15 protein-coding genes are annotated in these 21,790 nt (G+C 73.5%); 7 read left to right on the top strand and 8 right to left on the bottom strand.

What is annotated here, in order from left to right; all coding sequences use genetic code 11:
• Positions 1 to 56 precede the first annotated feature (56 nt).
• Positions 57 to 1,325: a radical SAM protein gene (locus IF37_RS0113950; RefSeq protein ID WP_030741514.1), complete on the bottom strand. Its 1,269-nt coding sequence runs from the start codon at positions 1,323 to 1,325 to the stop codon at positions 57 to 59.
• Between the two features lie 1,432 nt (positions 1,326 to 2,757).
• On the opposite strand from IF37_RS0113950, the gene IF37_RS0113940 reads away from it, so the two are divergent.
• The 5 genes from IF37_RS0113940 to IF37_RS0113920 all read left to right on the top strand — a co-directional run bounded on the left by IF37_RS0113940 (position 2,758) and on the right by IF37_RS0113920 (position 11,104).
• The gene (locus tag IF37_RS0113940; protein ID WP_030741508.1) at positions 2,758 to 4,407 is read left to right on the top strand and encodes a hypothetical protein; all 1,650 of its coding nucleotides are present in this window, start codon (positions 2,758 to 2,760) and stop codon (positions 4,405 to 4,407) included.
• Positions 4,404 to 5,486, top strand: a complete 1,083-nt coding sequence (locus IF37_RS0113935) for a Gfo/Idh/MocA family oxidoreductase (RefSeq protein ID WP_030741505.1) — start codon at positions 4,404 to 4,406, stop codon at positions 5,484 to 5,486. The genes IF37_RS0113940 and IF37_RS0113935 overlap by 4 nt, the downstream gene beginning before the upstream one ends.
• A gap of 137 nt (positions 5,487 to 5,623) precedes the next feature.
• Entirely contained in the window at positions 5,624 to 6,739 is a 1,116-nt protein-coding gene (locus IF37_RS0113930; protein WP_030741502.1) for a Gfo/Idh/MocA family protein, read from the top strand.
• A 217-nt stretch (positions 6,740 to 6,956) separates the two neighbouring features.
• A complete protein-coding gene (locus tag IF37_RS0113925; RefSeq protein ID WP_079165723.1) occupies positions 6,957 to 9,974 on the top strand; it encodes a LuxR family transcriptional regulator in 3,018 nt (1,005 codons plus the stop codon).
• Between the two features lie 170 nt (positions 9,975 to 10,144).
• Positions 10,145 to 11,104, top strand: coding sequence for a hypothetical protein (locus IF37_RS0113920; protein ID WP_158727338.1), 960 nt, complete (start codon positions 10,145 to 10,147; stop codon positions 11,102 to 11,104).
• Between the two features lie 129 nt (positions 11,105 to 11,233).
• On the opposite strand, the gene IF37_RS0113915 is transcribed toward IF37_RS0113920, so the two are convergent.
• The 6 genes from IF37_RS0113915 to IF37_RS0113890 all read right to left on the bottom strand — a co-directional run bounded on the left by IF37_RS0113915 (position 11,234) and on the right by IF37_RS0113890 (position 17,929).
• Complete coding sequence (locus tag IF37_RS0113915; RefSeq protein ID WP_253915757.1) at positions 11,234 to 11,860, bottom strand: hypothetical protein; 627 nt, start codon at positions 11,858 to 11,860, stop codon at positions 11,234 to 11,236.
• 175 nt (positions 11,861 to 12,035) lie between these two features.
• The gene (locus IF37_RS0113910; protein ID WP_030741490.1) at positions 12,036 to 12,506 is read right to left on the bottom strand and encodes a hypothetical protein; all 471 of its coding nucleotides are present in this window, start codon (positions 12,504 to 12,506) and stop codon (positions 12,036 to 12,038) included.
• A 93-nt stretch (positions 12,507 to 12,599) separates the two neighbouring features.
• Entirely contained in the window at positions 12,600 to 13,349 is a 750-nt protein-coding gene (locus IF37_RS0113905; RefSeq protein WP_253915756.1) for a hypothetical protein, read from the bottom strand.
• Positions 13,346 to 14,998: a polyprenyl synthetase family protein gene (locus tag IF37_RS0113900; RefSeq protein WP_030741484.1), complete on the bottom strand. Its 1,653-nt coding sequence runs from the start codon at positions 14,996 to 14,998 to the stop codon at positions 13,346 to 13,348. Before IF37_RS0113900 ends, IF37_RS0113905 begins: the two co-directional genes overlap by 4 nt.
• Positions 14,991 to 16,076 carry a hypothetical protein gene (locus IF37_RS0113895; protein WP_030741482.1) on the bottom strand — a complete coding sequence of 362 codons (1,086 nt, stop codon included), beginning with the start codon at positions 16,074 to 16,076 and terminating at the stop codon, positions 14,991 to 14,993. The genes IF37_RS0113900 and IF37_RS0113895 overlap by 8 nt, the downstream gene beginning before the upstream one ends.
• Before the next feature lie 194 nt (positions 16,077 to 16,270).
• Entirely contained in the window at positions 16,271 to 17,929 is a 1,659-nt protein-coding gene (locus tag IF37_RS0113890) for a serine/threonine protein kinase (protein WP_253915755.1), read from the bottom strand.
• 436 nt (positions 17,930 to 18,365) lie between these two features.
• Here IF37_RS0113890 and IF37_RS0113885 point away from each other — a divergent pair, with 436 nt between their 5' ends.
• Together IF37_RS0113885 and IF37_RS0113880 are read left to right on the top strand one after the other, a co-directional pair.
• Entirely contained in the window at positions 18,366 to 18,983 is a 618-nt protein-coding gene (locus IF37_RS0113885; protein WP_030741476.1) for a hypothetical protein, read from the top strand.
• A gap of 183 nt (positions 18,984 to 19,166) precedes the next feature.
• A complete protein-coding gene (locus IF37_RS0113880) occupies positions 19,167 to 20,030 on the top strand; it encodes a lamin tail domain-containing protein (protein ID WP_030741473.1) in 864 nt (287 codons plus the stop codon).
• Between the two features lie 138 nt (positions 20,031 to 20,168).
• Here the strand turns inward: IF37_RS0113880 and IF37_RS0113875 are convergent, their stop codons facing one another.
• Positions 20,169 to 21,563 carry a phenylacetate--CoA ligase family protein gene (locus IF37_RS0113875; protein WP_030741470.1) on the bottom strand — a complete coding sequence of 465 codons (1,395 nt, stop codon included), beginning with the start codon at positions 21,561 to 21,563 and terminating at the stop codon, positions 20,169 to 20,171.
• Positions 21,564 to 21,790: the final 227 nt, after the last annotated feature.

The following is a 21,790-nucleotide window of genomic DNA, read 5'->3' as shown; positions in this document are numbered from 1 at the left end:
GCTGCCGCGCGGAAGCCGGCACGGACACCGGCGCGGACCACGGTGTGTTCCACCCGTCACAGCGCCGCCATGGCGTTGCCGAGGTAGTTGGGCAGCCGCGTCAGCCGGCCCCAGAGTTCGTCCAGGTCCACCGGGTAGCTCTCCCGGTAGCGCCGGGTCACGGCCTCCACCTCGGCCCAGGTGCGCGGCATCCTGCCGTCGTTGTAGCGGGGCGCCAACTGGTCGTACAGCTTGGTGCCGGGACGCAGGAAGAGCTGGTTGAGCCCGAAGTAGCCGGGCAGGGTCGCCGCCCACTCCAGCAGCTCCCCGCTCTGGCAGGCGGGGTCGTCGGGCAGGCCGATGAGGAGGAAGGCGAACGGCGTGATCCCCGCGTCCTGGAGCCTGCGCACCGCCGCGTCGGTCACCCCGGGCTTGACCCGCTTGCCGACCGGTGTGTCGGCGATCCCCGGGGACTCGGCGCCGAGCCACATGCCCTTGCAGCCGGCCGCCGCCCACTGCTCCACGTCCGTGCGCAGCACCACCTCGGCGCGGCTCTGGCCCGTCCAGCCGACGCCCTGTCCCATCAGACCCCGGCACAGGTCCTGGTAGAAGGTGGGGTGCAGTCCGAAGACGTAGTCCAGGAAGAAGACGAAGTCGACGTCGCGCTCCCGCATGGCCGCGATCTCCGCGAGGGTGCGCTCGACGGGCTGCGGGCGCATCCGGGTGCCGAACGGCAGATGGCAGAAGGTGCAGCCGTAGGTGCAGCCGCGCACCCCGAGCACCATGCCGCACGAGCCGCGGCGCACCTGCCCGTCCATGAACACCTCGGCGGTGTAGGAGCCGAGGTCGAACAGGTCGTACGCGGGCAGCGGCCACTGCTCGGTGCTGAGCTGCGGATAGCTGTCCACCAGCGGCAGCACCGGCAGTCCGGGCCGGCCGGCGACCAGGTCGCGCACCGCCTGGATGGCCGCGGAGTCGACCTCGCCGCGCGCCACGAAGTCGACCCCCAGCTCACTCCGGGTGGCTTCGGGCAGGTGGGTGGCGTGCGGCCCGCAGGCCAGCACGGTCGCCTGCGGCCACTGCCGGCGGACCCGGTCCACCAGCGCCCTGACCGGGTCCAGCACCAGGGGGTAGCACTGGGCGCGGTCGGCGATGGCGGTGACCACGACCACGATGTCGGGGTCCGGGCCGGTCTCGGGCGGGGTGTCGGTGAGGCGGTTGTCCCAGACGGACACGCCGATGCCCTCGGCGCGCAGGGCGGCGCAGGCGTTGGCCACGTCGAGGGGCAGCTGGAGGAAGTCACGCTCGAACTCGTCGTCGGGAACGGCGAAGCAGACCTGGGTCATATGAGGACTCCCGGGCGGGGTCAGGGGCGCGCGAAGGGCGGGACCCGGGGGCGCGGGTGCGGGGACCCGGTCGCCCCCGGCCCCGCCGCGGTCGCGCCAGGGGGGTGGGGAAAGAGGGCGTGCGCGTAGGGGTGCGGGGGAGGCCCGCCGCGCTCCGAGGCACGCGGAGGTACGGCCGGCCGGTCCCGGGCGCGGTCCGCGGGCGCCGGGTGACCGGCGGTCACGGTGTGGCGGCGGGGACGGAGCGGTGGGTGGTCGGTGCGGATCCGGCCGTTGCCGGGTGCGGCCCCGTGAGCCGGCCGGCGTGGTCGTCCCGGCACCGGCACCGGTGTTCGGCACGCCCGTCGGCCGGGGTGTTCAGCGCCGCCGAGGGGGCCGCGCGGGTCGGGTCGGGCTCCACGCCATCGTCTCAACCTCTTCTCGTCGTGGACCGGGCCGTCGATCCGCGGTGACACCCCGTCACAGTGGGGGCGGGACCGCGATGCGGGAGGCCGGACCACGCCCGGGCCGTCCCCGACACCGCGAGCCTATGAAGATCGTCCTCCGCAGCCCCAGCCCCTACGGCCCCTACGAACCCCTGTTGCGCCCTCGAGCGGTGGAACGGACCGGAAGACAAAGGGGCGAACCGGGCGGAGATCGTGCCGCCGTCCGCCCGGCGCCTCCACGCGCCGGGCGTCTCCTCACGCCGGCTGCCTGCACCCGCCGTTCGCGCCCGCCGCCTGCGCCTGCTGGGCCGTCCGACTTCGCCCGCACCCGCCGGGCGCCGCCCGCCGTCCGCCCGCCACATGCCGCCCGTGCCCGCCGGGCTGCCCTACGCCACTTGTGCTTGCCGCCCGCCGTCCGTGCCCGCTCGGCCGTTGCCCGCTGCCCCCGCTTGCCGGGCTGCCCCCCGCCTCGTCGTTCCCGCGCCGGGCCGCGGTCCGCTGTCCGTGCCGTCGCTCGTCGCCTCCGCGTCGGGCCGCCGCCCGCCGAACTTCCGCTCGTACACGGGTACCCGCTGGGCCGCCGCCCCCGCGCGCCGGACTGCCTCATGCCGGGCCGTCGTACGCCGTCGGTACCCCCTGGGCCCCCGCCCACGCCCACCGAACCACCGCCCGTACCTTCCGGCCCCCGCACATACCCACCAGCCACGCCCCCAACCGCCGTACGCACAGGGGGTCATAGGGGCTGTAGGGGCTGGGGCTGCGGAGGACGATCTTCATAGGCTCGCGGTGTTGCGAGAGGGCCCTGGTGCGGCCCAGCCACGGGCGAGCCGCCTTCCCCCACCTCCGTCCTCGTCCCCGCGGGCCCTCGCACCACCACCCCCGTACATCCATGCATCCCGTTCTCGCACAGTTCCCCGCCGCGCGCGAGGAGGCACCGGCTGCCCCTCCCCGGCGTCCCGGTCACCACTGGCCGATGACCCGATCCACGACGAGAAGAGGTTGAGACGATGGCTTTTGCGGACAGCGAATCCCTGGGTGTCGTCGACGAGAGCACCGCGGCATACCCCGGCGCAGGCCGGTACGAGATCCTCGACGGCCGTATGACACTCCAGGACGTGGACGCCACCGTTCGCTCGGTGCTGCGCGGAGAGGGCGTGCCACTTCCGGAACTCACGGAACAGGGACCCGGCAACCGGGTGTTCGAGCTGGACGGCACCCCGGTGCAGCTGCGCAGCCGGCCGGTCGCGGACGCGGGCCCGGACACCCTCGACCCCGTCGACCCGCCGGCCGGCCGTACGCAGGTGCTGCTCACCGCCGCGGGACCGCTCACCGGCAGGGCCGAGGCCGTCTTCGACCGCCTCGTCGAGGCGCTGACCCTGCGCGGCCGGTGCTACACCGAGGCGGAGATCGACTCCATCGTCGGCGGCATGCCCCTGGTCGCGCGCTACGCCACCGAGGAGCCGGCCTTCCGGGACTGGGCGCTGGTCTTCCGCGACCACTACGTGGAGAACAGCGTCGGTTTCCTGCTCGGCATGGAACGGGCCGGGATGGACCCCGAGTGGATCTTCGCACTCAACAAGGGCGACCGGACCCTGCACCGCGACCGGGTCCACGCCTGGTTCCTGCACCGCGGCTACCGGAGCGACACCCTGGACAACTCGGTGATCAACGGCTCGGCCGACACCGCGGCGCGCGCGTACGCCCTCGCCGTCAACGAGCGGGTGGACGACTTCGTCCGCCAGGCCCACGCGGCGGGCCGCAAGGTGCTGGTCATCGACGACGGCGGCCTCCTCGCGCAGGGGTACGGGGCCGACGGCGTCCTCGACGAACACATCGACGGCGCCCTCGAGCTGACCGTCAGCGGGCTGAAGCGCATCGCGAACGCCCCCGGCGGACTGACCGTCCCGGTGCTGAACATGGCGCGCTCCCGGCTGAAGAGCATGCTCGGCTACAACGAGATAGCCGACTCCTGCGTACGCCGGCTGCGTGCCGTACTGCCCGGCGAGAAGTTCATCGGCCGCCACGTGCTGCTGCTGGGCTACGGCACGCTGGGCGGCCGGGTGGCGCACGCGCTGCGCGCCCTGGGCTGCCGGGTCGCCGTGGTGGACACGGACATCCTGGCGCTGATCACCGCCGCCGAGCACGGGTACGAGACGTACACCAGCGCGGGCGAGGCGCTCGGCGCCCACGCCCCCTTCCTGATCATCGGCAACACCGGTGAACTCGCCCTCACCCCCGACGTGCTGCCGCTGCTGCCCGACGGCGTGTACCTCGCGGGCTTCGCCACCAAGGACTTCAGCCTGCTCAGCGAGGGCTTCGACGGGCTGCGGTCCACGGTGATCCCCCAGGTCGGCGTCCGTCACACCCTGCCCTCGGGCACCACGGCCACCCTGCTGGGCGACGGCCGCTCGCTCAACCTCTTCGAGTACGAGGGGATCGCCAACCGCGGCTACGACGCCTACCGGGCCGGCACGCTGATCGCCGCCAAGACGCTCTGCCGCGAGGCCGGCCGGCTCGGCCCCGGCCTCCACCTGGAACCCGTGGACCGGGCAATCGACGAGGCGGAGCTGTTCTCCGCCTACTACGAGGAGTACCTCGCCTCCGGCGCCCGCCGCCCCGCCGCCCCGGTCGGCGCCGCCGCTCCGGTGGCCCGATGAGGCCCCGTACGTCCGGGACGCACGTCTGCGTCATCGGATACGGGGCCGCCGGCCGGCTGCACCAACGGCTGCTGAGCGACCTCGGGTTCGACGTCAGCGTGGTCGACCCCGCCCCGGGCGCCCCGACCGGCGCGGTACCGGTCTTCGACCGGGTCGAGCAGGCGGCCGCCCACCGGCCCGTCGACGTCTGGTCGGTGTGCTCGCCGACCGCCACCCACGTGGCGGCGGTGGCGGACGTGCTCGCCGTCGATCCCGCGGCCCGGCTGCTGGTGGAGAAGCCGCTGTGCCGCACATGGGAGATCCCCGAGCTGACCTCCCTGCTGGACCGCCACCCCGATGCCCGGCTGGTGGTCATGGACCAGTACCGGCACTCCCAGGCGATGGCCATGCTGCGCACGCTGCGGCGGGAACTGGCGCCCCGGCACGCGCTGCGGGCGGTCCGCGTCGGGTTCGGCAAGGACCGGCGGGCCGACATCGCGGCGGGTCGCTTCGTCGACCACGACTACGGCGTCTTCGGCTACGAGTGGCTGCACATGCTGGCCCTGGTGCGCGGCGCTCTGCCCGCGGCGACGTACGACACCTACATGGGCACCAGCCCCGAGGCGTGCGCCCTGCGGGTGGCGACCGACCCCGAGCTGACCAGCACCGCCGCCCACGAGCAGGCCGTGGCCGACGCCGTGGACGTCGAGCTGTACTCCACCATCGTCGGCCCCGACCCGTCCGGGCAGGTGGCCGAGCCCGCCTGGTTCGACCTGCCCGACACGGCCGGGGAGAGCAGACAGCGCCGGGTGGAAGTGCTCGCCGGGCCGGTGCGCTTCGGACTGGACCTGGACCCGGTGACCCTGCCCCGGGGCACCCGGCTGCCGCGCAACACCCACCGGCTCGCCGTGGAGGGGCCGGGGCTGCGGCGCGAGTGGCTGATCCACGACTCACCCCTGGACAACGCCCTGCGCTGGTCGGTCGCCGCGCTGCTGTCACCGGCCGGGCCGCCCGGCCTCGACCTGCGCGGTGTGGCGCGCATCGGCCTGCTGGCCGAGGCCGCCCACCCGGCTCCCCGGCCGCCCTCCGTCCGCACCTGAGCCCTCCGGCGAGCGGGAGCGCGGTCCCACCGCGCTCCCGCCCCGGCCACCCGGCCACCCGGCCACCCGGCCTCCACGGCCCCTGACTGAGCCCCGACTGGAACCCTGACGGGAACCCCTGACCGGAAGAGGTTGCGTTGCTGACGTTCGGACTGATCGGCTGCGGGTCGATCGGCGGCTTCCTGGCCCGGCTGCTGACCCGCGAGGACGACGAACTGGCCGGCCGGGCGCGATTGGCCGCGGTGGCCGGCCGGGACCCGGTGCGGGCCGGGACGCTGGCGGCCGCGGTGGGCCGCCCGGCGACCGACGTGGCGGGGCTGCTGGCCCGGCGGGACGTGGACGCCGTGCTGGTGTGCACCCCGAGCGGCACCCACGCCGGACTGGCCGAGGCGGCGCTGCGCGCCGGCAAGCACGTGCTGGTGGAGAAGCCCGTCGACGTGTCGCCGCGGGCCGCCGACCGTCTGATCGCCGTGGCCAGGGAGACCGGGCGGACACTCGGCGTGATGTCCCAGCACCGCTTCGACCCCGCCGCCCGGCTGGCCCGTACGGCGATCGAGTCGGGGCGGCTGGGCCGGGTCACCTCCGTCATGACCGAGCTGGCCTGGTGGCGCGGTCCGTCGTACTACGCCTCCGGCGGCTGGCGCGGCACACCGGCCCTGGATGGCGGCGGGGCGCTGATGAACCAGGCGATCCACGCGGTGGACCTGGTGCAGTGGCTGGCCGGACCGGTGGTGGAGGTGGCCGCCCACACCGCGCGGCTGGCCCACCCCGGCATCGAGGTGGAGGACGTGGCGACGGCCAGTCTGCACTTCGCGAACGGCGCGCTGGGCACCCTGCTGGCCACCACCGCCGCCTATCCGGGCCGCACCGCCCGGACGGCGGTGAACGGCGACCGCGGCTCGGTCGTCATCGACGACGACGAACTCGCCTATCTGCACCTCGCCCAGGACGGTGAGGACGCGCCCGCGTACGGGGCGTACGGCGCCGCCGACCAGTCCGCCGAGCACGCGGCGGAGCTGGCGCGGGACCGCACCCGGGACGCCGCGGGCCTGCTGTACCAGCCGCACCGCGACCAGCTCCTGGACTTCTGCGACGCGGTGCGCGAGGGGCGGCCGCCGCTGGTGGACGGGGCGGCCGGACGGCAGGCGGTGGCCGTGGTGGCGGCGGTCTACGCGTCCGCCGAGACCGGCCGGCCGCAACGGGTGGACACCGGCGCCCCGGCCGACGGCCGGCAGGAGGAGCGCTTGCCGTGAGCGGCCCGCGCGCCGACCTCGTACGTTCTCTGCCGCACGGGGCCGTGCGGTCCGGATTCCCCTTTACTCCGCACAAGTCAAGAAATGACAAAACTCGGATCGCGATCCGGTAACTCACCTCACCTGACCTACACTTGATCACCAACGGACGGGGGGTCAGTCGTCGTCCCGGAAAGCGTGAACCGGGCGGCTCCGTGCAGGGGAACAGGACGATGCGATGCCGATGGCAGCCTGCGATTTATGTTCCGCGCCGTTCGGCGGCACCCTCCGACAGGCCGAACGGCGCAGTGGCGTCCTCGTCCTGCAAGGAGGGCCGGGGACTGGAAAAACGTTTCTTTTGGAAGAGATGAAGAGACGTGCCATCACTTCCGGATCTTTATGCCTGCACGCCACCGGATTCCGCGATGAACGCGAGATTTCCTTTTCCGTCCTCGAACAGTTCATCCACGTTCCCGGGATTCCCGATCGACTGCGCTCGGCCGTGGGCCGGCTCGTCGAGCGCGCGACGTCCGGCACCCCGTCCGACCCCGTTCCCGCCGCCCTCCTGCGGGACCTCGTCTCCGCGCTGGTCGCGGCGGGCGGGCGCACCGGCGTCGTCATCCTCGTCGACGACGCCCAGTATCTGGACCCGGCATCGCAGTCCTGTCTGCTCTACCTCGCCCGCCGCGCCCAGTCCCACGACATCACCCTGGCGGTGGTCTATCCGCGCACCTTCTGCGACGGCTCCCGTGACCATCTGGAGTTCATCGGACTCCCCGGCGCCCGTCTGATCGAGGCCACCGGCCTGTGCCAGGAGGAGGTCGAGAGTCTGCTGGAGCGCGGGGTCGGTGCCGAGGCGGCCACCGGGCTGGCCGCACCGGTCCACCGGATCAGCGGCGGCAATCCCGCCCTGGCCACCGCGCTCGTCCGCGACCTCCTCCTGGCCGGCGCCGTCCCGTCCACGACACCCCCCTCGTGCGAGAAGTCCGCCTCGTCCACGACACGCACCCCGACCCCGACCCCGACGCCGGCCCCTGCCCCGACGTCCGCCCCGACTCCGGCGCCCGTCCCGCCCCCGACGTCCGTCCCGGTCGGGGACGCCTTCCGCACCGCCTACCTCGCCGCTCTCGTCCGCCACCCCTGCCTCGCCAGGACCGTCCAGGCCCTCGCCGTGCTGGGGGAGGACGCCAGCCCCGTACGCGCCGCCCAACTGCTGGAACGCAGCACCGAGGAGACCGAGCAGCACATATCCGAACTGGAGTGCGCCGGCCTGCTGGAGGACGGCGGCTTCCGGCACCCGGCGATACCCGCCGCCGTCCTGGGCATGCTCGGCGCCGAGGGGCCGGGCCTGCACCGGCGGGCCGCCGCGCTGCTGTTCGCGGACGGTGCGCCGGCACTCGCCGTGGCCCGGCACCTGGTCGCCGCGGACGAGCCGCCCGACCCGTCCCAGGCGCGGGTGCTGAGACACGCCTGGCAGCAGCTGCTCAAGGACGGAGAGACCGACCGGGCGCTCGCCTGTCTGCGCCTGGCCGACCGGGCCGACCTCGGCGCGGCGCAGCGCAGCAAGGTGCTCGCCGCCCTGATCGCCACGCTGAGCTGCGTCAACCCGCTGGCGGCGGAGCCGGAGGCGGGCCGGTTGCTGGCGGCGGCGCGCGCCGGGCAGGCCGACTGCGGGGCGCTGCGCGTCCTCGTCCTCTGGTTCCTCTGGTTCGGTTTCCGCGATCAGGCACGGGAAGTGATGACCCGGCTGGTCGAGTCCTGTGAGCCCTCGCACGCGCACGACGAACCCCGGGGCTTCCACGCCCTGATCGGCTGCCTGTGGCCGGAGTCGCTCGACGATCCCGCGGTGCGCGGCTACTTCCGCGGCACCCGGGACGTCACCGCCATCGCCCGGTACGGCACGCCGGTGACGCCCCCGCCCCGCGCCGGGTCCGCCCGTCCCGGCGGCCCCCGACGGATCCCGCCGCCCGTGACCGCGCCCGACGCCGATGACAACGATGCCGTGGAGCGCCGGCCCGCCCCGGCGGTGCCGGAGGCCCGCCGGTTCCGGGAGCCGGACCTCACGGCCGTACTGGAACTGATGCGGGAGGGAGAGATGACGCTCGCCGACCGGCTGTGCGAGGAGCAGCGGGACCTCTTGCCCGCGCACGAACTCCCGGCCCGACGGGCGTTCCTGACCGGTCTGAGCGCCCACATCCGGTGGCAGCTGGGGGACCTGCGCACCGCCGCGGCCCACGCCGCGGACGCCCTGACGCTGCTGCCCGACCACAGCTGGGGCGTCGCCGTCGGCCTGCCGCTGTCGGTCCTGATCGCCGCGCACAGCCTCATGGGCGATCCGGACCAGGCGGCCCGCTACCTGGAACGCCCGGTCCCCGACGAACTGTGGGACTCGTCCTTCGGCCCGCTGTACCGGGTCGCCCGCGGCTGCCACCTGCTGGACACGGGCCGTCCGCACGCGGCGCTCAACGACTTCACCGCCTGTGCCCCCCGGGGCGGGACCCAGCACGCGAACGCGCTCGGGCCGCTCGGCTGGCGTGCCTACGCCGCTGAGGCGCACCTGGCCCTCGGCGAGCCGGACCGGGCCCGGCGGATGGCCGTCGCGGAACTCACGCAGGGCGACCGGGAGACCGACGCCCACGGTCGCGCCCTCCAGGTCCTCGCCGTCGTCGACGAGCCCGAGCGGCGCCGGACCCACCTCCAGGAGGCGGAGCGGACCCTGCGCACGGCGGGCAGCCGGCTCTCGCTCGCCGGGGTGCTCGCCCAGCTGAGCCAGGTGGACCTGGCGGACGGCCACACGCGTACCGCACGGGTCCGCTGGAACGAGGCGCTGAGCCTGGCCGCCGAGTGCGGCGCGCCCCACCGCCTGCGCCAGCTCGCGACCCCGCTCGACGAGCCCCCGGCCCCGGCCGAGCCGTTCCGGGCGGAGGACGGCCGTCCGGCGAGGACCGGTCCGCCGCCGCCGACGGCCGCCGACGGCGGTCTGACGGAGGCCGAGTGGCGGGTGGCCTCGCTGGCCGCGGCGGGCCGGTCGAACCGGCAGATCGCCACCCAGCTGTACATCACGGTGAGCACGGTGGAGCAGCATCTGACCCGCGTGTACCGCAAACTGTCGGTCCGCCGCCGGTCGGAGCTGTCCGGCCTGCTGGGCCCGCGGTGCCAGGAGGGAGACCCGGCCCGCGACGACGGCGAGCGGCGGGACGCGGCGGCACGGCGTACGCGGACCGTGGGCATCCCGGCGTCCGGCGCGGCACTCTGACCGGGCGCCGGAACCGGGGCGTGACCGCGGTCCCCGCCCCGCCCGAAGGGATCGGCGGGCTGGCGGAAAACCCCTCCTGCCGTGCCGTCGGCCGGACTTATGATCGCTTCTGGCCGACTTGCGAACTGCCCCACGCCACAACTGACTTGACCGACTCGGGGGGAACGGGCATGGCTGACGAGAGGCGAACCGGGATGCCGGGCGGCGCGGGTCTCCCCCGAGGGCGCAGCGCCGGAGGCGTCCGGGCCGATCCGGCCTCGCTGGGCCCGGTGCGGGTGACGTACCGGGAGCGCCCCACCGTGGGCAAGGCGGCAGTGGTCGTCGTACCGCCGGTCGTGGTGTGGCTGACCGGCGGACCGCCGACGGCCGTCCCGTCGTTCTGGCGGGGTGCCTTCCTCACGGTGTGCCTGCTGGTCTTCGTACCGGGGGTGTGGGGCCTGTTCAGATCCTGTACGACCTGGCTGGAGCTGCGCGAGGGCGGGCTCGTCCACCGAGGCCGGCGGCGGGTGCGGTGGGCGCACGCCTGGGCGGACTTCCGCGAGGGCACGCTCACGCGGGAGGGGACAGCCGTCGACGGCGCGGCGCTGCCCAGCCGGCTCCGTGCCGTGCTGTGGCCCGACGGCAGGGACGGCGCCCGTCGGCTCACCGGCTCCTCGTTCCTCTCCGACACCCCCGGCGGAGGGGGCGCCGGTGCCGGATACCTGACCCTGCTGCGCCGCGGGGGCCCGACGCTGACCGAGGCCCTGGCGGGGATCATGGTCCGGATCGCCGACGCCCGTGCCCGCCACGACCTGCTCCGGCTCGCCCTCCCCGAAGCGGAGGTCAGATACGGCTCCCTGCTGCTCGACGGCGTCGGGCTGCACGTCGACGACGCGGCCGAGGACGTCCCCTGGGAGGACGTGACCCGCATCCGCGTCCTCGACGACCTGATCAGCGTCTCGGCCCCCGGACTGGGCCGCCGGCTGCGCGGTGCGAAGCTGAAGACGCAGATCCTCGGCCCGTCCTTCCGGCTGGGGGAGGACACGCTGAGCATCGAACCGGGGAACCTCACCCCCTTGCGGCACGCCGTCGTCTGGACGGTCATGTCCCATCTGGCCGACGCGCTGGAGAAGGGGCGGCGCGCCGGCTGACCGGAGACGGCCCGGGCGCACAGGGCGGCGGGACGGGCCGGGACGCCGGCCGACCGCGCGCCGGCCGGCATCCGGTACGTCACCTCACCATCCCGTCATCCTCCCGTGATCGTCCCGCCGGCCGAGGAGCTAGCCGAGGATCGAGTCGCAGCCGAGACTGGCGCGGCTGGCGACGGTGAAGGAGATGCTCCCGGTGTTCTCCCAGATGTTGTTGATGTTGGTGAACAGCCACCTCGTAGTGAGGCTGTGGTCCGCCGACGACAGGGTGGCCGTCCGGCCTTCCGTGCCCGGCCTGATCCGGAACCTCACCTGGGTCTCCCCGAGCTTCGCCGGCGGTGTCTCCTGGGCGCTCAGGGTCGTCCCGGAGAGACTGCCCGGACCGGTGACCCATTCGACGTCGGCCACCGCCATGATCGACGCCAGATTGACCCGGTGGACGTGGTACTGCGCCCCCAGGGGGTTGCGGGTGGTGTCCGGGCGCCAGCGGAAGGTGAACGTCGATCCCGGCGCGATCCGTCCGCCGAACGGGTTCGGCGTCGACGACTCGTGGATCACGCCCTCGCCCAGCCGGGCGCCGAACACGTTGCGCCAGTAGAACCGCGGGTCGAGCCGCGCGTTCCCCGGCTGGATGCACTCCGGCTCGAGTGCCGCCGTGGCCCGTGCCGCCGTACCGGGCTGTCCCGGCGTCGCGGCGGCGTTCCCCGGCAGCGAGGTGCCCAGCAGCATCGCCGCGACGAGCACCCCCAGCCCGCACACCCCGCGCGCCCCGCGACGCCTGCGCGGCGCTGGTGTGTCCGTGTCCGTGCCTGTGCCGCGGCCCGCCGGACGATTTCCCTCTTCGTACATGCTCTCGCCTCTCTCTGCGTGTCCCGCCGGTGGCTTCGGGCCGAAGCGGTGGAAGCCACCGGCGGGCGGGTGCGGTGATGAGGGGTCAGTCCTCGTTGGGGTCGAGGACGCGGCCCTTGAGCTTGACGGGGTTGGCGGCGCCCACACGCAGCTCACCGTCGGTGTAACGGCCCGGTGTCGCGCCGTCGACGGCGGTGACCTGGGCCGCGTAGCCCAGGGCCTCCTGGTTGGTGGACAGGTACGGGTTGTGGGTGAAGGTCAGCTTGCGGCCCTGGTCGGACAGCTTGCCCTGGGTGGTCTTCAGATTGCCCTTGGCCTGGAGGGTGTTGACGTCGTGGTAGGCCCAGGAGAGCCACCCGGTGAACGCGAAGCCCGTGGGCGCCTTGAGGGTGAAGGTGAGGTCACCGGGGTTGACCGGGTCCGGGACGGTGCTGAGGATGCCGAAGCTGAGGTGGGCCGGTACACCGCCGGGCGCGTCCTCGACGATGCCCTGCTGGAGGATGTACAGCTTGTTCTCCGCTCCCGATTCGACGGGAGCCTCGGTCTGCGTGGCCATGATGTCCCTTCAGGGTGGGGGGTGTCCGCATGGGCGGATCCGCCGTGCGGCGGGCTCGGGGGCCTTGCTCGGGAGCGGCCGGGGCCGGCGTCCCTAGGCGGGGGGTGTGGGGTCGGGGGGCGCGTGGTCGGCCAGGAGGGGGCCGAGGACGACAAGGGCGCCGAGGGCGATGTCCTCGTAGAGGTAGAACCCGGCTTCCAGGGGCGGCGGTTCGGTGTCGGCGGGTTCGTCGTCGGGGGCGTGCGCGGCGCCGTCGTATCCGGTGCTGTCGTGTCCGGCACCGGCGTGATCGGTGGCGTCGTAGCCGGCGTCGTCGGCGTCACCGGTGCTGTCGGTGCCGTCGTGGTCGGCCGGCTTGCCGAGCAGGTCCGTCAGGTCCTGGGCGGCGCCCTGGAAGGCGGCGCGGGCCGTGCCGGCCAGCAGCCGCAGCGGGAGGTCGAACGCGGCGGCGGTGTGCTGGCCGGGGATCAGCTTGGCCGCGCCGGGCGCGGGGGCGGTGGCGTCGGCGAGCCACCGTACGGGCAGCAGGCTCGCGGAGACGATCCGCTCGGTGGGCAGCGGGGGCGGGGGAGCGCCGTCGGTCATCAGGTCCTCCCACTCCATCAGGTCGAAGAGGAACTGACCGCCCTTGTAAAGGGGCCAGGGGCGGACCGCGTCGAGCAGGGCCCGGGCGCGTTCGGGCTCCCCGCGGCGCACGGCCACGCCGTGCCGGGCCAGGGTGCACAGGTACTGGCGCAGATGGCCGTTGACCTGGCCGAGGAAGGCGAACGACCGGTGGTCGGTGGGGGTCAACGGGCCGTCGGCGGCGGGCCCGGCGGGCGGGGGCATGGTCGTGGTGGTCACAGTGGCCTTGAGGTGACGTAGTGGGCGATCTGCCGCAGGACGGCTTTGCCCTCGTTCTCGGGGATGATCCGCAGGTCTTCCTCGAAGCGGGCGATGCCTTCGGCGGCGAGCCGGTCGGCGAGTTCGGTGGCGTACTCGATGGAGCCGTGCCGCCGCATCGCGGCGAGGAGCTCCTCGGCGTGCTGCTGGGTCTTGTCGGTGCGGCGCTGCCGCAGGACGTCGAAGAGGCGCGGCCTCTCGTAGGGGCGGGCGGTGCGGAAGAGGTGGATCAGCATCACCGTGCGCTTGCCCTCGAGCAGGTCCCCGAGGGGCTCCTTGCCGTAGAGGGCCTCCTCGCCGACCAGGTTCAGGATGTCGTCCTGGATCTGGAAGGCGATGCCGATCAGGCGGAACGCCTCGTCGAACCGGCGCAGTACGGCGGGGTCGGTGACGCCGGCGCAGACGGCTCCGATGCGGCACGGGCTCATGCACGTGTACCAGCCGGTCTTCTTGGTGCTCATCGTGAAGTAGGCGTCGTCGGTCTCGGGCACGGTCTCGTGGCGGATCCAGCCCAGCTCCATGGCCTGGCCCTCGATCGACTCCCGGCACATGTGCACCGCCTCGTGGATGAGGCCGAGGGTGCGGACCAGGCCGAGCGTCTCCAGGTTGGACAGGACGGCGTCCACTGCGAGCAGGTTCAGTCCGTCGCCGACGTTGACGGCCAGGCCCAGCCCGTGCTCCTCGTGCATGGTGGGCAGCCCGCGCCGGTGGGTGGACTCGTCGGCGATGTCGTCGTGGACGAGGAAGCCGTTGTGGAACAGCTCCAGCGCGGCGGCGGCGCGTACGGCGTCGTCGGGGCGCCCGCCGAAGGCGGCGCAGGCCGCGATGGTCAGGGTGGGCCGCAGCCCCTTGCCCTGCCGGGCCGGGTAGGAGCGCATCAGGTCGTACAGCTCGGCGCGCGGCTCGCGGTCCGGCAGCAGCCGTTCGATCTCCTCGTTGGTGCGGGCCCGGCACCGGCGCATGGTCTCCATCAGGTCCGCGTCGCGGACGGGGTCCTCCAGCGACCAGCTGGTGGAGACACGGCCGTCCCACAGCATGCGTGCGGGCCGGACGGTGGTGTCGCCGATCAGCGCGGGCGGCGCGGGCGCGTCCTCGGGCGAGAGCCGGGCCAGGAAGTCCAGCGCCGTCCAGTCGACCGGTTCGCCGGCCGGTTCCCGGGCGGCGGGCGCCGCGCTCCCCCACAGCTGCGGCACCTGCTCGCGGTAGCTGCCCCAGAGTTCCTGCATGCTGCGCAGGCCGGCCGCGCGCTGGGACAGCAGGGTGAAGGCGCGCCACACGGCGAGGGCGTCGTCCCGGGAGCCGCGGACGTCGAGGCTCTCGGGCAGGACCTGGCCGACGGGCGGGCGCTGGAGGTCGAACAGCAGGTTCATGGCCCGGTCGTCGAAGACGACCTCGACGTCCGGCTCCGGGCAGCGGTCCCGCTCCACGACGATACGGCTGTGCAGCGCGGTGAGGGTGGCGTGGCTGCCGTCGTTGAAGTGCAGGCCGAGCCGGATGTCGCGCAGTTGGTCGGCGGCGGCGGCGAGGATGGCCGGCGCCCGGTCGGACAGCGCGGTGACGGTCTCGTCCAGCAGCCGGGCACCCGTGAGCGCGGGCGCGGTCTCAGTCATGGGCGCCACCCGCGAACTCCACGATGCCCTGGGTGCGGAAGCCGATGTCACGCCCGCCGACCCGGCCGTGGACCGTACACGGGCCGAGGGTCTCGTGCACGCTGAACGGATGCAGGCTCGTCTCGGAGGGGTTGGCGATCCGGCCCGACGTGCGGGAGCGGAAGTCGAGGACGAGACGGTCGTCGCCGAGGCGGGCCGTGATCAGCAGCCGGCCGGGCACCGCGGCCGTCGGCGGGGTGCCCAGCACGTCCGCCAGCGGCGGGACCATCACCACCCGGTCACGGTCCAGGCTGCCGCTGACCGCGACCCGCAGGTTGCGGCGCGGGAAGTGCCGCACCATGCGTCCGTCGCGCCACAGCATGACCGAACCGTTGGCCGCGTCCGCCGGACGAGTGGGCTGGAGGAGGGTGAAGACGACCGCCGAGGGCGGGGCGGCGTCGGCCGGGCCGGAAGGGTCGTTGACGAAACCGAACACCCAGCCGCCGAGCGTGGGCCAGGACCACCGGCCGCGCACCCGTTCGTGGTAGCCCAGCAGGTCCGTCGTCGTGACCGTGCCGTCGGCGTGCCGCAGGGTGCCCGTGCCCAGGACGCCCGGTTCCGACTGCCATCGCAGGTGCTCGTCGTCGCCGAAGGGGGCGCACTGCGAGGTGCACGGCCTGCTGGTGCGGGTGAGCCGCACGTCGACCGCCGGCGCCGCCGAACGGGCGGCCACCCGGAACGCGCCGGCCGCGCCGTGCGGATGCGGCAACCGGAACGCCGACCACGGCACTTCCGGCTGGTCGGCGTTGAACTGCGTCGCGCTCCAACCCAGTTCCTCGTCGTAGACGAGGAGGATCGCCATGTGCTGCCCCTCGGCCGCCGTGCCGGTGCCGCTGCGCCGCCCGGTGACCGGAGCGCCCGGGTCCGCGAAGACCTCTCCCGCGGAGGAACCCAGCACGGACAGGTTGGCGATCAGCGCTTGCCGGCCGCACCGCGACAGGAACGCGTAGTGCAGCCACTTGCGGTCGAGCGGGTGGGTGAGCGGGGCGTGCGGGAAGGGCCCCGGCGGCCCGAGTCTGGGCAGGGTGGCCGTAGTCACGTTTCGAAAGCTAACTCATTGTTCGCACGACGTAGCAATCCGCACACACCGCCCGGGTGAGCTGGGAGCAAAGAAACGTTCACCTCCGCATTCGAGGTTTGGAATCGCGAACAGCCCCTTATGGCGGACAAGGCGGCCGGGCGGCGCGGCCGGGCGGCGCGGCAGGGCGGCGCGGAGGGGCGGGCAGCGCGGGCTCAGTCCTCGTCGTCCCCCAGGACGCTCGCCTTCAGCCGGACCTCCGGCTGGCCCGCGATCACCGCCCGGCCGTCGGAGTACCGGCCCGGCTCGGCGTCCGCCCGGGCCCGGACGCCGAGGGTGTAGACGAGGGCCGCCGCCGGGTTCCCGGGCGTGTTCAACCGGGGTTCATCGGTGACGGACAGCAGCCTGCCGCCCTCCCGCACCGCCGCCGCCGGCTCCGGTGCGGCGACCACGGAACCGTCCACGCGGTAGTACGCGCACGTCGCCCGGCCGTCGAAGACGAGACCGGTCGGCGCGGTGAAGCGGTGCTCCACGCGTCCGGGCGCCCAGGCGTCGGTGGACGAGACCCGTACGTGGAGCAACTCGCCGCCGCCGCGCGGAATCTCCACCCCGACCTCCTGCCGCACCAGCAGCCGCGCCACGACGGCCTCCGGCGCACCCTGCGTGCCGTCAGTGCCGGTGTCGGGTCGAGGGGTTCCGCCCGTGTCCGGCGCGCTGTCGGCTCCGGTGTCGGGCTGCGGGGTTTCGCCTGTGTCCGGCGCGCTGTCGGCTCCGGTGTCGGGTCGAGGGGTTCCGCCCGTGTCCTCCTCGTCGGCTTCGACGGGGGGCGCGACGGTGAGGGGGAGGGCCGCGACGCGGTGGTGGAAGTTGTCCGCCACGAGCAGCCGGCCGGCCGGGTCCACGGCCAGACCGCGCGGGTACGCGAGGGCGGAGCCGGCGGTGGGCCGCACCGCCTCGTCGGCCGTGGGTTCCGCCCCGGCCACGACGTCCGCCGTTCGCCCGGTCAGCCGCCACACGCGGTGTCCGTTCATGTCGGCGACATAGACCGCTCCCTGGGCGTCGACCGCCACCGCGCACGGTGCGCTCCAGTCGACCGCCACGGCGCCGTCGCCGCCGCCCGGCGGACCGGCCAGCACCCGGAGCGTGCCGTCCTCGTCCAGCAGCAGCACCCGACGGCCCACCGGGTCGGCGATGTGGAGCCGGCCCGCCCCGTCGACCGCCAAGCCGGCGGGCAGGAACGCGTCACCGGCGTCGGCCGCGCCCGCGCCCGCAGGCCGTCCGGACGCGGCGACGACCGTGCTGATGACACCGTCCGTGCCGATCCCGCGCACCCGGCGGGTGCCCGCCTCGCCGACGTACAGGCGTCCGGAGCCGTCCATGGCCAGCGCGCAGGGAGCGTCCAGCCGTGCGCGGGCGGCCGGTCCGCCGTCACCGGTATCACCGTCGTCGCCGCGCGTGCCGTCCCCCGCGACGGTGGTGATGACGCCCGTGGGGTCGATGCGGCGGACCCGGTGGTTCAGCTCGTCGGCGACGAACACACCGCCGTCCGCGCCGACCGCGAGGGCCGACGGGAAGCCCAGCCGGGCCCGTACCGCCTCCGCTCCGTCGCCGCCGAAGCCGCGCAGTCCGTCCCCCGCGACGGTGGTGATGACGCCCGTGGGGTCGATGCGGCGGACCCGGTGGTTGGCGTGGTCGGCGATGAGGACACCGGCCGGTCCCACGGCCACGTCCGCCGGGAAGGCGAGCCGCGCCGTCGCCGCCGGCAGCCCGTCCCCGCGGAAGCCGGCGGTGCCGTCCCCCGCCATGGTGACCAGCGGCTCGGGTCCGTCCAAGGCGACCGGCTGCCCCGCCGGGGCCGTGGTGTGCGCCGTCATGCCGTCACCGCCCGGGGGTGTCGCAGTGGCGCCCGCACGGCGTCACGCACCTTCCACGGCGTCGTCACCCGCATGCCAGTCTCCTTTCCGAACCGTCGCCCCCTGCATACCGGTCCGGTCACGGCCCACGGGTGCAGCACACCGGACGCGCCACCCGCACGAGGGAGGAGCCGCCGGAGACGGACCCCCACGAGCGCCGGTGAGTTGAGCGGGTGTGAGCCCGATGCGCCGCACTCCCACGCGCCCCCCGTGCGCCTCAGCTCCACTCGAACAAGCGACGCAGAATCGATCCGGCATCGCAAAAGGGGGAAAGGCGGCATAGTGCTCGTGATCCCGGGCTAACCATGGACGCGGACGACGGCCCGGCGCATTTCGAGGGCGCCCCTGTTCCACGCGACACGCAACCCTTCGACCACAGCTCCAGGAGGACGCGGAGATGGCCACTGAAGTGACGCCCAAGAAGGAAGCCTACAAACGGGGAGAGGAGCAGGGGCGTGCCGACGCGCTCGCCGGCCGTCCGTACGCCGACCCCCCGCGCGACGGCGCACGGGGCGAGAAGGACCACTACGCGAACGGCTACGACTGGGGCTACGAACAGGCCCGGGCCGAAGCCGAGAAACTCGCCCTCGTGGTGTGGCAGGAGGGCGGTGTCGAGGACGCCCCCGGCGGGCTCGGCACCACCATCAACGTCTGTGTGCGCACGCCGAACTGGAACGAGACCGTGGACGCCGGCGAGCGGGACCACGTGTTCACCGCCCCCACCGGGTTCCGCTGGAACGGTGTGGTCGGCGCCCAGTACAAGCGCATGGACCAGACCACGGGCGGCGGTCTGCCCCCCGTCCAGGCCAAGGTCAGCGACGACGGGCGCACGCTGACGTTCCGCTTCCACGTGCACCTGAACACCACCGACCAGGACAAGGACTGCATCGTCTACACCTGCGGTCTCGAAGCCGTCGACGGTGCCTCGCCCGGCCGCCGTACCGACGGTCTCGCCCAGATCGGCACCGCGCCCCCGGCCAAGCTCAAGGCCGAGGTCATCGAGGACGAGGACTAGGGCCTCTCGTTTGGATCAGGCCGGGCTCGCGGGGCCCGGCACCGCGCCTCGCCGCGTTGTCGTCGGTTGCCATGGCTCCGCCATGGCGCCCTCCTCCGCCTTGCGATGCACGGCACCGGACCCCGCTCCCTGATCCGGCCTGATCCAAACGAAAGACCCTAGAGAGAGCAGGAGCCAGACACCATGACCACCGTCGTCACCTCCGGCGTCTTCCCCTCCACCACCCCGGCCATCTCACCGGTCGACGGGCTCGGCACCGCGGATGTCCGGTGGGGCAGCAGCGGTTCGCAGAGCGGGTACCAGTTCCGTGGCGCGGCCGCGGACGTCCAGCTCGACGGCACCGAGTTCGTCGTCGGTACCTTCGTCCACCGCAATCTCCCCACCAACGTCCAGCCGAGCCAGTTCGACGTCAAGCTCACCATCGACGTCATGTTCGAGGACGGCAGCAGGACGGGCCTGGACTTCTCCTTCCACCACAACGAGACGCCCAACACCACCGGCAGCAGTCCCGCGGACGACGACCTGGTCGACCTCCAGGAGTTCATCCACCCCCAGTCGGTCACGATCGACGGCAAGCAGTACAAGGCGGTGCTGAGCGGGTTCAAGCGCGGCGGCCAGATCGTCCGGCAGTTCCGCAGCCCCGAGGGCGGGATCAACTTCGCCGAGGTCGTCTGCATGTTCACGCTCGAGGAACCGGACGTGATCATCTCCGACCTGCGCTACGTGGGCAACGGCACGGGTCAGCCCGACGAGTACGTCGAGATCTTCAACAAGGGCGGTGGGCCGCAGGACCTGACGGACTGGAAGGTCGAGGCCAAGCCCACCGGGCACGCCTACACCTTCCCGCCGGGGACGGTCATCCAGCCCGGCCAGCGCTACCGCGTCTACACCAACGAGAACCACCCGGAGTCCGGCAGCTTCTCCTTCGGCTCCGCCAAGGAGGTCTGGCGGGACCAGGGCGGCATCGCTCGCCTGGTCCACGACGGTTTCGTCGTGGACCAGTACCCCTACCTGGACAAGGGCTTCAACAAGAGCACGACGCCGTAGCCGTCGTCGCCGCAGGCGCGGGTGTGCGGTGGGACGGACTCCGGTCCCACCGCACACCCGGCGGCCGCCACCGCCGCGATCGATCGCGGACACTCGGCGGCGCCGACCACGTGTTCTGGCCTCGGGTGTGCCGCCGGCTCACACCCGTGTGTAACGGTGCTTCACCCCGGTGGGGAAGTACGCGGTGTCCGCGTGGGGCCGCAGTTCGAACAGCGGTGGTTGCAGGTGTTCGGGCACATAGTTGGCGTACTCGCCGTTCTGCTCGCGCAGGGCGGTGAGGAGCGACAGTGACGTGGTGTCCGTACGGACGTCGCTGACCGGGCGGCCGGGGAGGACCTCCGCGATGACGCGCAGCCGCGGCTGTTCCCCCTCCACGATCTCCATCACGAACTTTCCGGTGAGGTCGGCGTAGGCGTCGTCGCGCTCCAGTCCCGCGGCGATGGTCTCCGGGTAGATGTTGGCCCCGTACATGGACAGGGCGAACAGCGGTCGGCCGAACAGCCAGACGTAGCGCTCGGACATGTCCGGCTCCGGTGCGGTCGCGGGCACGCCCGCCTCCGCGCACCGGCGCAGCAACGCGGAGTACGCGGCGGCCCCTCCGGTGTCGCCGAGCGTGTAGCGCACCAGGGGCACGACCCCGTCCGTCGTGAGGAAGAGCTCGCCGTCGGCGGTGTCGAAGCGCCGGATACCCGAGTCGTACCGCATGAGGGACGGAAGTCGCCGGGAGCCGAACACGGCCTCGGCGGCCCCGGGTGTGGAGGCCACGGAGCGGCGCAGCCGGATACTCGCCGGGGTCTCGTGCGCGAGGACCCCGGCGTCGGCCGTGCCGTACAGGCCCGCGGTGGCCGTTTCCGGACTGGTGATTCCCGCGCGTCGGCACACCTCGTCGCGCCAGGTCTCGCTGAAGACCTCTCCGGCGAACACGAGGTGCATCCCGTATCGCTCCCACGGCACGCCGTCGGTCCGTCCGGCGTCGATGACGTCCTTGAGGAACGGCGGGTATCCCAGCAGGACCGTCTGGTCGGCGAGTGGGGCGAGGGCTCGCACGGTCTGGAGGATGGCGGCGATGTTGTTCCCGGGCGCCGCCAGCGTCAGCTTCAGACCGGTGCGGGCCAAGTGCTGGAGGCAGTCGAGCGTGTAGAGGCCACCGACCCACGATCCCAGGGGGAAGCAGACGACCGCCAGAGTGTGCTTGCGGTCGGCACCGAAGGCGTCGGTGAAGACACGACGGAAGGGGGCGGCCGCACGTTCGCCGTCGTCGACACGCCGGGGCCAGACGGTGGGAACGCCGGAGGAGCCGGACGACGTGGAGATCATCTGTATGGTGTGCGGATCACCGTCCCGGCACCGTTCGGGCAGCGGATACGCGGAAATGTATCCGGGCTTGTCCATGGCCGGCAGCGACGGAAGGGCGGAAGGGTCCAACGACGACGCGTCGATACCCCGATCGGCGAGGAAGCGCCCGTACGCGGGAACACTTCGTGCCACCTCTGTGGCGAAACGCCCCCACAGCTCGTCGTCGGTGTCGTTCATACCGTGCTCCGTTCTCCCGTCCCGGCCGGTCGCGACCTCGTCGGGGTCCCGGTCCCGGGTGTGAAGGCCCTTGTGAAATCGGCTACTTGATCAACCTTAGGGTGACGGCGGGGACCTCGCTCGACAGCCCACCCGGTCCGGCGGTGCAGGGTGCGGCCGGCCGTGCCCTCAGGCGAGGTGCAGGGCGGTGTGCAGGGTGTCCGTGACCTGGATGCGCGCCGCCCTGG

This window comes from Streptomyces sp. NRRL S-31 (assembly GCF_000718775.1).
Lineage (GTDB): Bacteria > Actinomycetota > Actinomycetes > Streptomycetales > Streptomycetaceae > Streptomyces.
The sequence above is the reverse complement of the archived record's forward strand: the minus strand, read 5'-3'. Positions and strand labels throughout refer to the sequence as shown.

Coding starts and splice junctions, on each gene's coding strand:
- IF37_RS0113885 (WP_030741476.1), top strand. CDS start 18,366: ATGGCCACTGAAGTGACGCCCAAGAAGGAAGCCTACAAACGGGGAGAG.
- IF37_RS0113920 (WP_158727338.1), top strand. CDS start 10,145: ATGGCTGACGAGAGGCGAACCGGGATGCCGGGCGGCGCGGGTCTCCCC.
- IF37_RS0113935 (WP_030741505.1), top strand. CDS start 4,404: ATGAGGCCCCGTACGTCCGGGACGCACGTCTGCGTCATCGGATACGGG.
- IF37_RS0113910 (WP_030741490.1), bottom strand. CDS start 12,506: ATGGCCACGCAGACCGAGGCTCCCGTCGAATCGGGAGCGGAGAACAAG.
- IF37_RS0113940 (WP_030741508.1), top strand. CDS start 2,758: ATGGCTTTTGCGGACAGCGAATCCCTGGGTGTCGTCGACGAGAGCACC.
- IF37_RS0113900 (WP_030741484.1), bottom strand. CDS start 14,998: ATGACTGAGACCGCGCCCGCGCTCACGGGTGCCCGGCTGCTGGACGAG.
- IF37_RS0113950 (WP_030741514.1), bottom strand. CDS start 1,325: ATGACCCAGGTCTGCTTCGCCGTTCCCGACGACGAGTTCGAGCGTGAC.
- IF37_RS0113890 (WP_253915755.1), bottom strand. CDS start 17,929: ATGACGGCGCACACCACGGCCCCGGCGGGGCAGCCGGTCGCCTTGGAC.
- IF37_RS0113875 (WP_030741470.1), bottom strand. CDS start 21,563: ATGAACGACACCGACGACGAGCTGTGGGGGCGTTTCGCCACAGAGGTG.
- IF37_RS0113880 (WP_030741473.1), top strand. CDS start 19,167: ATGACCACCGTCGTCACCTCCGGCGTCTTCCCCTCCACCACCCCGGCC.
- IF37_RS0113925 (WP_079165723.1), top strand. CDS start 6,957: ATGCCGATGGCAGCCTGCGATTTATGTTCCGCGCCGTTCGGCGGCACC.